The organism is Salipiger marinus (assembly GCF_900100085.1).
Taxonomy (GTDB): Bacteria; Pseudomonadota; Alphaproteobacteria; order Rhodobacterales; family Rhodobacteraceae; genus Salipiger; species Salipiger marinus.
Window position 1 is genome coordinate 237,798 of sequence record NZ_FNEJ01000005.1, and the last position, 13,972, is coordinate 251,769.

Consider the following 13,972-nt stretch of genomic DNA (forward strand, 5'->3'; position numbering starts at 1 on the left):
GCTGCCCCGCAGCAAAAAATCCAAGCGAAAAACTCGGATTTTGCTTTTCCGGGGCCAAGGGCCTGTCCGCCCCGGGCGGACAGGATTTTTTGTCCGAAAATGCGGCAAAAACGCAGGGTCACGCCGATTGTGTCTTTCTTTTCTGCGGCTTGCTGTTCCAATAGGGGACGGAGGAAGGAATACTCGTGTCAGCATATCCCAGTTTTGACCAGCACATGCCGATCGGCGTGGTGATGCGCCGCACTCCCGGTGTCACCCGCTGGGCAAAATGGGCGTGGCGCGCGGTGGCGATCCTGCCCGGCGCTGGTCCTGCGGACTGGCGCGAGCTGCGGCGCGAGGGCGACGCGGTGGATTACCACGCCACCACGCTGACTTTGGAGCTCTACAAGGCCGAGACCGAGGCCTATCTGCACGGCATCACCGCCCGCGAGCCCAGCGTTTACGTCATCATGCGCCCGGTCTTGGGGCCGCATCCCTTCGACATGGTGCTGGTCACCGCCTCGCCCTATGAGGCGCAGGATTACAACGACAATGGCGAGGATGTGGTGGAGAAGATCCCGATGCCGCCGGGGCTGCTGGCCTGGGTCGGGGATTTTGTCGAACGCTTCCACCACGAGGAGGAGTTCGTGAAACGCCGCCGTGACCGGGCCAAAACCGATGGCCGTCAGGATGGCATCGGCGATCCGCGCATCAGCACCGAAGGCGATGTCTATGCCTCGCCCGCGCTGAAACGGGGGCGGCTGACATGAGCGATTTCTGGGCCCGCCGCAAAGCCGCCGTGGATGCCGAAAGCCGGGCCGAGGTGGCAGCGCTGCGCGAGACCGACCGCGCCGAGGCCGAGGCCGCGCAGGCCGCGCGCAGCGATGACGACCTGCTGGCCGAGGCGGGGCTGCCGCTGCCCGAGGATGTGGCTTCGGGCGAGATGGTGCAGAAATTCCTGCGTTCCGCCCTGCCGCAGCGGCTGAAAACGCGCGCCCTGCGCGCGCTGTGGCGCAGCAATCCGCTGCTTGCCAATCTCGACGGGCTGGTGGATTACGCCGACGATTACACCAAGATCGTGCCCTGCGCGCCGGGCTTTGGCACCACCTATGAGGTGGGGCGCGGCCTGCTCGCGCATCTGGAACATCTGGCCACGGCCCCCGAGCGGCTGGCCGCGGCGCAGGCCGATGACGCGCCCGCCCCCGAGCCCGAACCGCTGGATCCGGTCCGCCTGCCTGACACGCCCGGCCCGACGCTGGCCGTGGCCCCGGCGCCCCGGCCCGAATCCGATCCCGCCCCCGAGACCGATCCCGAAGACGCCGCCCTGCCGCCCAGCTTCCGGCGCATGCAGTTCCGCTTCGAGGACCAGACATGACGGATGATCCCATGACCGCCGCTCCCGACCTGCGCATCGACGAAGAAGACCGTCTGCGCGCCGATCTTTACAACTATCTGGGCGTGCTGCTGGCGCAGCCGCCCGACCAGATGCTGCTGGACCAGACCGCCGGGCTGCAGGGCAGCGACGGCGCCATCGGCGAGGCGGTGGGGACGCTGGCCAAGATGGCGCGGCTGACCAAGCCCGCCGCCGTGACCAGCGAATACAACCGCCTGTTCATCGGGCTGGGGCGGGGCGAACTGCTGCCCTATGCCTCCTATTACCTGACCGGCTTTCTGAACGAAAAGCCGCTGGCGCTGCTGCGGCAGGACATGGCGCTGCGCGGGCTGGCCCGGGCCGAAACGGTGTTCGAACCCGAGGACAACATCGCCAGCCTGATGGAGATGATGGGCGCGATGATCGTGGGCCGTTTTGGCGCGCCCGCGACGCTGGCCCAGCAGAAAGCCTTTTTCAACCGCCATATCGGACCATGGGCGGGGCATTTTTTCACCGATCTCGAAGGGGCGAAGAACTCTGTCTTCTATGCGCCGGTCGGCCGTCTGGGCCGGGCGTTCATGGAGATCGAGGCCGAAGCCTTTCGGATGAGCGCGGAGTGATCCGCACCCCGGCGGGCAACCGCCACCCTAGAGGAACAGGAGGATTGTGATGACCCGGACCGACGAGACGGCCACCAGCCGCCGCGGCTTTCTGAAACTGGCCTCCACGGCGGCACCGCTTGCGGTGGTGGCGGTGGTGACCACGGACGGAACCGAAGCGCAGGCCGCCGAACCCGACCTGTCGCAGACCAAGATGCAGGATACCGCGCATACCCGCGCCTATTACGCCTCCGCCCGGTTCTGACCGGACGCTGGATCCACCGCCAAGGACGACTGGTTGCGTGACGCCCGACTGTCCAAGGCACCGAACCCGTAACCAAGCAAGCGACGCACCATGGGGGCCGAGCACGCTAGGGAGTAAGACACATGTTGAGGAAAAAGACCAACGGGGTTGCGCGACGCTCCCAGCGGACAAGTCTCCTTGCCGAGGTGGGGCGAACCTCGGTTGACCGGCGCGCCTTCCTGCGCGGATCGGGGCTCGCCATCGGCGGGCTTGCGGCCATCGCCGCCACCGGCGGCACCGTCAGCCGCGCCGATGCGGCCACTGCCGTGGCCAGCGGCGCCATCGAAACCCGCAAGACCGTCTGCACGCATTGTTCGGTGGGCTGCACCGTCATCGCCGAAGTGCAGGGCGGCGTCTGGGTCGGGCAGGAGCCCGGCTGGGACAGCCCGTTCAACCTCGGCGCGCATTGCGCCAAGGGTGCTTCGGTGCGGGAACATGCGCATGGCGAACGGCGGCTGAAATACCCCATGAAGAAGGTCGGCGGCGAATGGCAGCGGATCTCGTGGGAGCAGGCCATCAACGAGGTCAGCGACCAGCTTCTGTCGATCCGCGAAAGCTCTGGCCCCGACAGCGTCTACTGGCTGGGCTCGGCCAAGCATTCCAACGAACAGGCGTATCTGTTCCGCAAGTTCGCCGCCTACTGGGGCACGAACAACGTGGACCATCAGGCGCGCATCTGCCATTCGACCACCGTGGCGGGCGTGGCCAACACATGGGGCTACGGCGCCATGACCAACAGCTACAACGACATCCACAATTCCAAGGCGATCTTCATCATCGGCGGCAACCCCGCCGAGGCGCATCCCGTCTCGCTGCAGCATGTGCTGAAGGCCAAGGAACAGAACAACGCGCCGCTGATCGTCTGCGATCCGCGCTTCACCCGCACCGCCGCCCATGCCGACGAATTCGTCCGCTTCCGTCCGGGCAGCGACGTGGCGCTGGTCTGGGGCCTGCTGTGGCACATCTTTGAAAACGGCTGGGAAGATCAGGAATTCATCCGCACCCGCGTCTGGGGCATGGACCAGATCCGCACCGAAGTCGCCCGCTGGACCCCCGAAGAGGTGGAGCGTGTGACCGGCGTGCCCGGCACCCAGCTGGAGCGCGTGGCGCGCACGCTGGCCAACAACCGTCCCGGCACCGTGATCTGGTGCATGGGCGGCACGCAGCACAGCAACGGCAACAACAACACCCGCGCCTATTGCATCCTGCAGCTGGCGCTGGGGAACATGGGCGTGGCCGGCGGCGGCACCAACATCTTCCGCGGCCATGACAACGTGCAGGGCGCCACCGACCTTGGCGTTCTGGCCGACACGCTGCCGGGCTATTACGGCCTGACCGCCGGGGCATGGGCGCATTGGGCCCGCGTCTGGGGCGAGGATCTGGATTACCTCAAGTCGCGCTTCGTCACGATGAAGGGCAAGGACGGCAAGGACAAGGAGATGATGGGCCTGACCGGCATCCCCGTCTCCCGCTGGATCGATGGCGTGCTGGAAGCCAAGGACAACCTTGAACAGCCCGACAACACCCGCGCCATGGTGTTCTGGGGCCATGCGCCCAACTCCCAGACCCGTCTGAAGGAAATGAAGACGGCGATGGAAAAGCTCGACCTGCTGGTGGTGGTGGATCCGTTCCCCACCGTGTCGGCGATCCTGCATGACCGGACGGACAACACCTATCTGCTGCCCGCCACCACGCAGTTCGAAACCCGCGGATCGGTCACCGCCTCCAACCGCTCGCTGCAGTGGCGCGATCAGGTGGTGGATCCGCTGTTCGAAAGCCTGCCCGACCACGTCATCATGACGAAATTCGCGCGCAAGTTCGGCTTTGCCGACCAGATGCTGCGCAACATTTCCATGGACAGCGAGGACGAGCCCAACATCGAGGATCTGACCCGCGAGTTCAATCGCGGCATGTGGACCGTCGGCTATACCGGCCAGTCGCCGGAGCGGCTGAAAAAGCACATGGCCAACCAGCACACCTTTGACCGCACCACGCTGCGCGCCAATGGCGGGCCCTGCGATGGCGATTTCTACGGGATGCCGTGGCCCTGCTGGGGCACGCCCGAGATGAACCACCCCGGTTCGGCCAACCTTTACGACCAGTCGATCCCGGTGGCGCAGGGCGGCCTGCCGTTCCGCGCGCGCTATGGCGTGGAATATAACGGCGACAACCTGCTGGCCGAAGGCACCTATACGGTGGGGTCGGAAATTCAGGACGGCTATCCCGAATTCACCATGCAGATGCTCATCGATCTGGGCTGGGACAGCGACCTGACCCCCTATGAGCGGGGCATGATCGAATGGGTGTCGGGCTATCTGGAGGCGCGGCCCGAAACCGAAACGGTGGTGGGCGAGCAGTCGCAGACCGGGCCCTACCCTTCGGAATGGGTGGAAAAGGTCGGCGGCGTCAACTGGAAGACCGACCTGTCGGGCGGCATCCAGCGCGTCGCGATCCTGCATGGCTGCGCGCCCTACGGCAATGCCAAGGCGCGCTGCGTGGTCTGGACCTTCCCCGACCCGATCCCCGTGCACCGCGAGCCGCTTTACACCAACCGGCGCGATCTGGTGGCGGATTACCCGACCTACGAGGACAAGTCGTTCTGGCGGGTGCCGACGCTTTACGCCTCGATCCAGAAGAACGACTTCTCGCGCGACTATCCGATCATCCTCACCTCCGGGCGGCTGGTCGAATACGAGGGCGGCGGCGACGAGACGCGGTCGAACCCGTGGCTGGCCGAACTGCAGCAGAACATGTTCGTCGAGATCAACCCGCGGGACGCCAACAATCTGGGCGTGCGCGACGGGGCGCAGGTCTGGGTCGAAGGCCCCGAGGGCGGCAAGGTCAAGGTCATGGCGCAGGTGACACCGCGGGTGGGCGAAGGCGTGGCCTTCATGCCCTTCCACTTCGGCGGGCATTTCGAAGGGGTCGACCAGCGGTCGAAATATCCCGACGGCGCCGATCCCTACGTTCTGGGCGAGTCGACCAACACCGCGCAGACCTATGGCTATGACAGCGTCACCCAGATGCAGGAGACCAAGGCCACTCTCTGCAAGATCATGCCGGCATAAGGAACTACATCATGGCACGAGCCAAATTTCTGTGCGATGCCGAGCGCTGCATCGAATGTAACGCCTGCGTCACCGCGTGCAAAAACGAGCACGAGGTGCCGTGGGGCATCAACCGCCGCCGGGTGGTGACCATTCAGGACGGCGAGCCGGGCGAACGCTCGATCTCGGTGGCCTGCATGCACTGTTCGGATGCGCCCTGCATGGCGGTCTGCCCGGTGGACTGCTTCTACCAGACCGAGGAAGGCATCGTCCTGCATTCCAAGGATCTGTGCATCGGCTGCGGCTACTGCTTCTACGCGTGCCCGTTTGGCGCGCCGCAATATCCGCAGGCGGGCAATTTCGGATCCCGCGGCAAGATGGACAAATGCACCTTCTGCGCCGGTGGCCCCGAGGAAAACGGCTCACAGGCCGAGTTCCAGAAATACGGCCGCAACCGGATCGCCGAGGGCAAGCTGCCGATCTGCGCCGAGATGTGCTCCACCAAGGCGCTGCTGGCCGGGGATGGCGACATGGTGTCCGAGATCTACCGCGAGCGCGTCGTGGCCCGCGGCTTCGGCTCGGGCGCATGGGGCTGGGGCACGGCCTATGAGTCGAAGAACCCGACGCCCTGATACGGAACCGGACGGACGGGCCCCGCGCGGGCCCGTTCTTGGCCTTTCAACGCCGGTCGGGCGGGGGGTGCGGCACTGCCGCGCGCGCCGTCCGGCCCGTTTTCCGGGAGTTTCCCATGCTGCGCCATGTCATGGCCTTTCTTGCGCTGGTCCTGCTGACCGCCGCCCCCATGGGCGTGGCGGCACAGGATGCCGGTGCGCCCGCCCAGATCGACCGCTCCGCCACTGGCGGCGCGCAGACGCTTGACGACATCCTGCGGCGGCAGGAAGGGCTGAAGGTGGATGACGACTTCCGCCGCAACAGTCTGGAGCGCGCCGCAGAACGGGCCGAGGCGGCGGGCACGCCCCCCGGCGGGCTGGGTCCGCGCGGCGCGGCCTCTGATGCCGATCTCTGGCGCGCGCTGCGCTATGACGAGGCGGATGTGCAAAGCTCCACGCTCAACCCCAATGGCCGGGTGCTGATTCAGGACGGCGGCATGTGGTGGCTGGAATTCCGGGAAGGTCCGCTGGCCCATTACGGCGGGCTGCTGCTTCTGGTCACCATCGCGGTGCTGGCGGTGTTCTACCTGCTGCGCGGACGGGTCCGCATCGAAGGCGGCAAGGCGGGCACCACGGTGCTGCGGTTTCAGTGGATCGAACGTTTCGCGCACTGGATGCTGGCCGGATCCTTCATCCTGCTGGGCCTGACCGGCCTTTTCACCCTGTTTGGCCGGATGTATCTGATCCCGATCCTGGGGCACGAGGCCAACAGCGTGCTGCTGACCGCGTCGAAATTCATCCACAACAATGTCAGCTGGGCCTTCATGCTGGCGCTGGTCATGGTGTTTTTCATGTGGGTCTGGCACAACATTCCCAACCGCACCGACCTCACATGGTTCGCGCAGGCGGGCGGCATCATCGGCAAGAACCACCCCCCCGCGAAGAAGTTCAACGCGGGCCAGAAGATCATCTTCTGGTCGGTGATCCTGCTCGGCGCGTCGATCTCCGTCTCGGGGCTGTCGCTGCTGTTCCCGTTCGACATGCCGCTTTTTGCGCACAGCTTCCAGTTTCTCAACGATCTGGGCGCGCCGGGCTGGGTGGGGATGGATCCGCTGCCCGTCGATCTTGCCCCGCAGGAAGAGATGCAGTTCGCGCAGCTCTGGCATTCCATCGTCGCCTTCGGGCTGATGGCGGTCATCATCGGCCATATCTATATCGGCACCGTGGGCATGGAAGGCGCCTATGACGCGATGGGATCGGGCGAGGTGGACGAGAACTGGGCGCATCAGCACCATTCCATCTGGTATGACGAGCTGAAGGCGCGCGGCGAGACCCCCAAGGGCAAATCCGCCACCCCGGCGGAATGACGCCACAACCGGCACGGACGTGAAAGAGACCATTCCATGAAAGCCATGCTGAGCGGTTTCGCCGCAATCATCATCATCGGGGTCGCAGCCTGGTATGGGCTGCACCAGATCGGGCTGACTTCGGCAGAGGTCTATTCCAGCCCCGCCGTGCGGCTCGACTGACCGCCGCGCGGGTCAGCTTCTTCTGGCCAAGCGGGCGCACGAGCCTAAATACCCCACAGGAAGATGCTGCGGCGGATCATCACGGAACTGTGATGATCCGCCGGTGTCAATCCCGGCCCTGCTGTCGCAGGCAGGGCCTCTGTGACTTTGGTAACCGAACGTGGTGGCATGAAACGACTTGGACTTCGGATCGCAGCTCTGCTGATCCTCGCAACCGTGGCGCTCGGCGTCTTCCCTTCGACCCCCGTGCTTGCGCAGGACACCGCCAGTCCGGACGCCGAAGCCACCTCTGACCCCGTGCGCAGCAATCTGGATCTGCTGCTGGACGTGATCGAGGATGATGCCAGCCGCGCCGCGCTGATCGAGGATCTGCGCGCCGCGCAGCAGGAGGTGGCCGCCCCGGTCGATGAACAGATCGTCGAGACGCTGGCCCCCGAAGGCATGGCGCTGCCCGAAGAAATGTCCTTTGGCCGCCGCATCGCGCTGATCACGCAGGAGGTGGCGCAGGATGTGGCAGGCGCGCTGGAAGGCGCATGGGCGCAGCTTGTGCGCGCGCCGCAGGTGTTTGACGGGCTGAGCGGCTCCGAAGCCGGGGTGCTGCTTGGCGCCCTGCAGGAACTGGCGCTGGTGATCGTGGTCACGTTTGCGGTGTTCCTGCTGCTGCGCCGTCTGGGCAAGGGCATCTACGCCCGCATGGGCGCCACCGCGCGCGACAGTGGCTGGCTGCGCACGCTGTTCCTGTTTGTCGCCTCCGGGCTGATCGACATCCTGATCGTCGCAATCTCATGGGCGGTGGGCTATCTGCTGGCCACGCTGGTTCTGGGCAATTTCGGCCAGATCGGCATCCGCCAGACGCTTTACCTCAACGCCTTCCTGATCGTGGAACTGGCCAAGGTGGCGGTGCGGCTGGTGCTGTCGCCCTCTGCGCACAACCTGCGGCCTCTGCCGGTCTCGGACACGGCGGCGCGCTATCTGGCGCGGCGGCTCAATCTGATGGTGGGGCTGGTGGGCTATGGCCAGCTTCTGGTGGTGCCGATCATCAACGCGCAGGCCTCTGCCGCGGCAGGGCGCGCGGTGTCGGCGCTGATCGCGGTGCTGGTCGTGGGTCTGGCCATCTGGCTGGTGCTGCGCAACCGGCGCCCCGTGGCCGACTGGCTGGAACGCGGCGGCCAGCCGCCCGAGCATCACGCCGAGGAACAGCGTCTGGTGCGCGAGGTCGAGGCCGGGGCGATGCCCGCCTCCGCCGCCCCCGAGGAATTCCCCATGGGCGCGCCAGAGCCCGCGCGCAGGAAACGCGGCCCGCTGCATTTCCTTGCCCGGCACTGGCACTGGCCCGCGCTGCTTTATCTGCTGGTGATGCTGGTGCTGGTGCTGGTGCAGCCCGCTGACGCCGCCTTCCGCTCGCTGCTGAATTCCGGTCAGGTGCTGGTGGTGGCGCTGCTGGGGATCACGCTGTCGGGGGTGCTGTCGCGTGTCGTGGTGCGCGGGGTGCAGCTGCCCGACACCGTCAACGCGCGGCTGCCGCTGCTGGAAAAGCGGCTCAACACCTTCGTGCCGAAGCTGCTGGTGGTGCTGCGCTTTGCCATCTTCGTGCTGGTGGTGGTCTTTGCGCTGAACGCGATCAGCCTGATCGACCTGCGCGCGTGGATGGCCAGCCAGATCGGCGTGCAGCTGACCAGCACGATCTTTTCGGTGGCGGCGGTGCTGCTGGTGGCCTTCGTGGTCTGGGTGGCCATGACCTCGTGGGTGGATTACCGGCTGAACCCGGAATTCGGATCGATCGCCACGGCGCGGGAACGCACGCTGCTGACGCTGCTGCGCAATGCCGCCACCATCGCGCTGGTCATCATCACGCTGATGTTCGTGCTGTCCGAGGTGGGGCTCGACATCGCGCCGCTGCTGGCCTCGGCGGGGGTTCTGGGTCTGGCCATCGGTTTTGGTGCGCAGAAGCTGGTGCAGGACATCATCACCGGCATCTTCATCCAGTTCGAGAATGCGATGAACGTGGGCGATGTGGTCACGGTGGGCGGCACCACCGGCGTGGTGGAACGGCTGACCATCCGCTCGGTCAGCCTGCGCGATCTCAGCGGGGCGTTTCATGTCATCCCGTTCTCTTCGGTCGACATGGTCACCAACTTCGTGCGTGAATTCGGCTATTTCGTCTGCGACATGGGCGTGGCCTATCGCGAGAACATCGACGAGGTGAAGCAGGCCATGCTCGACGCGTTCGAGGAACTGCGCAGCGATCCGGAGCAGGCCAAGTCGATCATGGGCGATCTGGAATGGTTCGGCATCAATGCCTTCGGTGACAGCGCCGTGGTGGTGCGGGCACGGATCAAATGCGTGCCGGGTGCGCAATGGGGCGTGGGCCGGGCCTATAACGGCGTGCTCAAGCGGGTGTTCGATGACCGCAACATCGAAATCCCCTTCCCGCATCAGACCATCTATCTGGGCGAGGCAAAGGACGGCACCACCCAGCCGTTCCGCATCCGCAGCGAAGGCGCGGGCGAAAGCTGAGGCAGGGCGCGGCCCCGTCTTCGGGCGGGGCCGGTCAGCCGTTCCAGACCACGCGGCCCAGCCCCGTCACGTCATAGCCGCCAAGGCTTGTCGCGCGGTCATGGAAGGCGGGGCTGCGGCAGAACTCCAGCAGGCTCTGCAGCGGCGGGTCGAACACCGCCTTGCGGTCGCAGAGCAGATCGAAGCTTTCCTCGACCAGCGGCACGAAGGGCAGGCCCGCCGCGCGCGCGGCACAGTCGAGCCCCAGCGCGGCATCCGCCTCGCCACGGCGGACGCATTGCACGGCCTCGTCCTCGGTCCGTTCGGGGGCGGTGAAGCTGAGCTTAGCGGGGTCGAGCCCTTCCTGCCGGATCAGCTGCTGCAGCAGCCGCTGCGAGCCGGATCCTTCCTGCCGTGCCACGATCCGCAGGCCCGCCAGATCACCCAGCCGCTGCGGTGCGGGTCCGTCGGGGCGCAGCACCAGCCCGCGCCTGCGCGTCGCAAAGCGCAAGAGCACCGCGTCCTGCCCGCCACAGATGTCCTGCGCGGCGGTGCGGTTCCAGCCGCCGGAGGGGTCCGGAAGGTGCAGGCCGGTCGCCACGCCTTCGCGCGCGGCGAACTGGCGCAACCCCTGTTCGGAGCCGTCGAAATAGGTGGCAAGCCCGCAGCGGGACTGCCGGATCGCCCAGTCCAGCAGCGGATCATGGCTGCCCAGAAACACCCGGGGCCGGTCGGGCTGGGCGGGCAGGCCGCCCGACTGCGCGCGGGCGATCCAGTCGCGGATCTCGGTCGCCGGGAACAGCAGCTTGCCGGTGGCGCGCGAACAGGGTAGCGCGCCCGAGGCGGCAAGGTCATAGACCTTGCGCTCTTTCAGGCGCAGCAGATCCGCCAGTTCCCGGACGGTGAGATAGTCATGCGAAGGTGTCTGGCTTGTGGTCATCGGTCTGTCTTGCGGGGGCAGAAAGGCGCTGCCCCCGCAGGACTATCAGCTTTGCGGGGCGTTGGGGAAGAAAAGCTGCTGCCCGTCGATGGTATAGTCGGCAATGGCCGCCTGACCTTCGGCAGAGACCAGCCAGTCGGCGAAGTCCTGCGCTGCCTCGATCTTCACCTCGGGGCATTTTTCCGGGTTCACCGGGATCACGCCATACTGGTTGAACATGTCCGTGTCGCCTTCGACGGCGATGGTGTAATCCTGCTTGTTGTCAAAGCTGATCCATGTGGCGCGGTCGGTCAGCACATAGCCGCCCATGCCGATCCCGGCATTCAGCGTGGCGCCCATGCCGGACCCGGTCTCGCGATACCAGTCGCCCGAACCCGTGGCCGGATCGACCCCTGCCGCCTGCCACAGCGCCAGTTCCTTTTTATGCGTGCCGGAATCATCCCCGCGCGAGGCAAAAAGCGCACCCGCCTCGGCGATCTTGGCCAGCGCCGCCTCGGCATCGGTCATCCCGGTGACCCCCGCCGGGTCCGCCTCGGGGCCGACCACGACAAAATCGTTATACATCAGGTCGGTGCGCTGCGTTCCGTAGCCTTCGGCGACAAATTTCTCTTCGGCGGGCTTGGCATGGACCAGCAGCACGTCGGCATCGCAGTTCTGCGCGTTCTGGATGGCCTGACCGGTGCCCACGGCGACCACATTCACCTGAATGCCGGTTTTTTCGGTAAAGAGCGGCAGCAGATGGTCATAAAGCCCGGAATTGGCGGTGGAGGTGGTCGATTGCACCAGAATGGACGTGTCCTGCGCCATGGCGCCGCCGGTCAGCCCCAGAACAAGGGCGGAGGAGGTCAGAAAACGGGAGGTCAACATGGGGAATCCTTTTGCTGGAAGGTCAGACGACAATCTTGCCGTTCAGGTAATCCCGCGCCGCCGCACTGCTGGGCGTGGGGAAAAAGGCGGAGGCGCGACTGTGTTCGGCGACGCGCCCGCGATGCAGGAACACCACGTCATCGGCCATGCGCCGTGCCTGCCCGATGTCATGGGTGACAAAGATGATGCGGGTGCCGCGGTCGCGCGCGGCGGCCACGATGCGTTCGATCACCAGCACCGAGGCGGGATCAAGGCTGGCGGTGGGTTCGTCCAGCAGCAGCACCTCGGGATCGGTGAGCAGGGCGCGGGCCAGCGCCAGCCGCTGCGCCTCGCCGCCCGACAGTTGCCGCGCGGGCTGCCGCGCCTTATGCGCCAGCCCCACTTCCTGCAGCAGGTGGTCGCGGCGGGCGGGATCCACCCCGCGCGCCCGCACCACAAAATCCATGTTGGCGATGACACTGCGGCGCAGCAGCACCGGTTTCTGGAAGACCAGCGCCTGCCGCACCGTCGCCTGACCCGGGGGGCTGCCATTCCACGACAGACTGCCCGCATCCGGCGCCATCAGCCCGTGCAGCAGCTTCAGCAGCAGGCTTTTGCCGGCGCCATTGGGGCCCATCACCATGGTGCAGCCGCTGGCGCCAAGCCGCAGATCCAGACCGTCCAGCACCGGCGCGCCGCCGAACCCCAGCCGCAGGCCGCGCACCTCCAGCGGCAGCAGCGGGCTCAGCGCCGGGCTGGCAGCCTTGGCCTGCGTGCGGAAGGCGGTCAGCTCAGACATGGACGGGCCTTTGTGCGGCAGGGCGCAGCGCCTGCACGGCGCCGTTGATGACCAGCGCCAGCCCCAGCAGCACAAGCCCCAGCGCCAGCGCCAGCGGCAGATCGCCCTTGGAGGTTTCGAGCGCGATGGCCGTGGTCATCACCCGCGTCAGATGGTCGATATTGCCGCCCACGATCATCACCGCGCCCACCTCGGCCACGGCGCGGCCAAAGCCCGCGAGCCCCACGGTCAGCAGCGCATGGCGCCCGTCCCACAGGAGTGCGCCCATCACCTGCGCGGGCCGCAGGCAGAGCGAGCGGAACTGTTCGGCATATTCGCCATGCAGATCCTCCAGCACCTGCCGCGACAGCGCCGCGATGATCGGTGTGATCAGGATGGTCTGCGCGATCACCATGGCGGTGGGGGTGTAAAGCAGCCCCAGAAACCCCAGCGGCCCCGAGCGCGACAGCTGCAGATAGACCAGCAGGCCGACAACCACGGGCGGCAGGCCCATCAGCGCGTTCATCACGATCAGCAGCAGGTTGCGCCCCCGGAACCGCGCGATGGCGACCAGCGCCCCCAGCGGCAGGCCAAGGGCACAGGCGACCAGCGTGGCGCCAAGGCTGACCTGCAGCGACAGGCCGACGATCTGGTAAAGATCGGATCCGCCGGTCAGGATCAGCGCCAGCGCGAGCGAAAAGGCCTCGGTGAAGGTGTGCAAGATTTCCCCTTTCCGGAAATTATGCGGCTGGACGGGGCGGGCGCGGGGCCGGATTGATCCAGCAATCCGCGTTACCTGCTCAAAAGTCAAGCATTTCGCTGCAAGTGGCAGCGTTGGAGCTGCGCGCAGGCTTGCGCCATACTGCAAAATTTCCCGAAATCCGAACCCTAATGACGGCACAGCAGCTTTTTCTTCGGCAAAGGCGGCGCCCAGCCATGGACGGGGCCTGCGGCAGCGCTATCATTTCCGCCGCCCATCCAGCCACGTTGTCGCAGCCGAGGAGGACCATCATGGCGTCATTCGAACTCAACGGTCGGGAGGTGACGGTCGATCTGCCCGACGACACCCCGCTGCTCTGGGTGCTGCGCGACGATCTGCGCCTGACCGGCACCAAATTCGGCTGCGGCGTGGCGCAATGCGGCGCCTGCACAGTGATGCTGAACGGCATGACGCGACGGTCCTGTGTCACGCCGCTGTCCATGGTCGAGGGCGGCTTCGTCACCACGATCGAGGGCATGGAAGGCCCGGAATATGACGCGGTGCAGGCGGCATGGGGGGCGCTTGACGTGCCGCAATGCGGCTGGTGCCAGTCCGGTCAGGTGATGAGCGCCACCGCCCTGCTGCTGGAGGTGCGTCAGCCCAGCGATGCCGATATCGACAATGCCATGGCGGGCAATATCTGCCGCTGCGCCACCTATGTCCGCATCCGGAAGGCGATCCATGACGCCGCCGACCAGCTGGAAGGGTAAG

Annotated in this window: 14 protein-coding genes; 10 read left to right on the forward strand and 4 right to left on the reverse strand. The window is 66.3% G+C overall.

Features of this window, described 5'->3' with window-relative positions:
* Positions 1-215: 215 nt before the first annotated feature.
* The 9 genes from BLR51_RS07670 to BLR51_RS07705 all read left to right on the forward strand — a co-directional run bounded on the left by BLR51_RS07670 (position 216) and on the right by BLR51_RS07705 (position 9,958).
* Positions 216-749, forward strand: a complete 534-nt coding sequence (locus tag BLR51_RS07670; RefSeq protein WP_089845690.1) for a DUF3305 domain-containing protein — start codon at positions 216-218, stop codon at positions 747-749.
* Positions 746-1,354, forward strand: coding sequence for a DUF3306 domain-containing protein (locus BLR51_RS07675; protein ID WP_089845594.1), 609 nt, complete (start codon positions 746-748; stop codon positions 1,352-1,354). The genes BLR51_RS07670 and BLR51_RS07675 overlap by 4 nt, the downstream gene beginning before the upstream one ends.
* Positions 1,351-1,971, forward strand: coding sequence for a TorD/DmsD family molecular chaperone (locus BLR51_RS07680; protein ID WP_089845595.1), 621 nt, complete (start codon positions 1,351-1,353; stop codon positions 1,969-1,971). Before BLR51_RS07675 ends, BLR51_RS07680 begins: the two co-directional genes overlap by 4 nt.
* Before the next feature lie 49 nt (positions 1,972-2,020).
* Positions 2,021-2,215: a twin-arginine translocation signal domain-containing protein gene (locus BLR51_RS07685; protein ID WP_089845598.1), complete on the forward strand. Its 195-nt coding sequence runs from the start codon at positions 2,021-2,023 to the stop codon at positions 2,213-2,215.
* A gap of 122 nt (positions 2,216-2,337) precedes the next feature.
* The gene (locus BLR51_RS07690; RefSeq protein ID WP_089845600.1) at positions 2,338-5,322 is read left to right on the forward strand and encodes a formate dehydrogenase subunit alpha; all 2,985 of its coding nucleotides are present in this window, start codon (positions 2,338-2,340) and stop codon (positions 5,320-5,322) included.
* Between the two features lie 11 nt (positions 5,323-5,333).
* A complete protein-coding gene (fdh3B, locus tag BLR51_RS07695; protein ID WP_089845602.1) occupies positions 5,334-5,933 on the forward strand; it encodes a formate dehydrogenase FDH3 subunit beta in 600 nt (199 codons plus the stop codon).
* A 116-nt stretch (positions 5,934-6,049) separates the two neighbouring features.
* A complete protein-coding gene (locus BLR51_RS07700; protein ID WP_089845604.1) occupies positions 6,050-7,279 on the forward strand; it encodes a formate dehydrogenase subunit gamma in 1,230 nt (409 codons plus the stop codon).
* 36 nt (positions 7,280-7,315) lie between these two features.
* Complete coding sequence (locus BLR51_RS28445; RefSeq protein WP_269061956.1) at positions 7,316-7,441, forward strand: hypothetical protein; 126 nt, start codon at positions 7,316-7,318, stop codon at positions 7,439-7,441.
* 168 nt (positions 7,442-7,609) lie between these two features.
* Positions 7,610-9,958 (forward strand): mechanosensitive ion channel domain-containing protein, encoded by a 2,349-nt coding sequence (locus tag BLR51_RS07705; protein WP_089845606.1) that lies wholly within the window; start codon positions 7,610-7,612, stop codon positions 9,956-9,958.
* 34 nt (positions 9,959-9,992) lie between these two features.
* Here the strand turns inward: BLR51_RS07705 and BLR51_RS07710 are convergent, their stop codons facing one another.
* The 4 genes from BLR51_RS07710 to BLR51_RS07725 are packed head-to-tail and all read right to left on the reverse strand — an operon-like array spanning position 9,993 to position 13,222.
* Positions 9,993-10,877 carry a substrate-binding domain-containing protein gene (locus BLR51_RS07710; RefSeq protein ID WP_089845610.1) on the reverse strand — a complete coding sequence of 295 codons (885 nt, stop codon included), beginning with the start codon at positions 10,875-10,877 and terminating at the stop codon, positions 9,993-9,995.
* Between the two features lie 45 nt (positions 10,878-10,922).
* A complete protein-coding gene (locus tag BLR51_RS07715) occupies positions 10,923-11,744 on the reverse strand; it encodes an ABC transporter substrate-binding protein (RefSeq protein ID WP_089845613.1) in 822 nt (273 codons plus the stop codon).
* Between the two features lie 22 nt (positions 11,745-11,766).
* Positions 11,767-12,522 carry an ATP-binding cassette domain-containing protein gene (locus BLR51_RS07720; protein ID WP_089845615.1) on the reverse strand — a complete coding sequence of 252 codons (756 nt, stop codon included), beginning with the start codon at positions 12,520-12,522 and terminating at the stop codon, positions 11,767-11,769.
* Positions 12,515-13,222, reverse strand: coding sequence for an ABC transporter permease (locus BLR51_RS07725; RefSeq protein ID WP_089845618.1), 708 nt, complete (start codon positions 13,220-13,222; stop codon positions 12,515-12,517). Before BLR51_RS07725 ends, BLR51_RS07720 begins: the two co-directional genes overlap by 8 nt.
* 290 nt (positions 13,223-13,512) lie before the next feature.
* Here BLR51_RS07725 and BLR51_RS07730 point away from each other — a divergent pair, with 290 nt between their 5' ends.
* Positions 13,513-13,971: a (2Fe-2S)-binding protein gene (locus tag BLR51_RS07730; RefSeq protein ID WP_089845619.1), complete on the forward strand. Its 459-nt coding sequence runs from the start codon at positions 13,513-13,515 to the stop codon at positions 13,969-13,971.
* Position 13,972 lies beyond the last annotated feature (1 nt).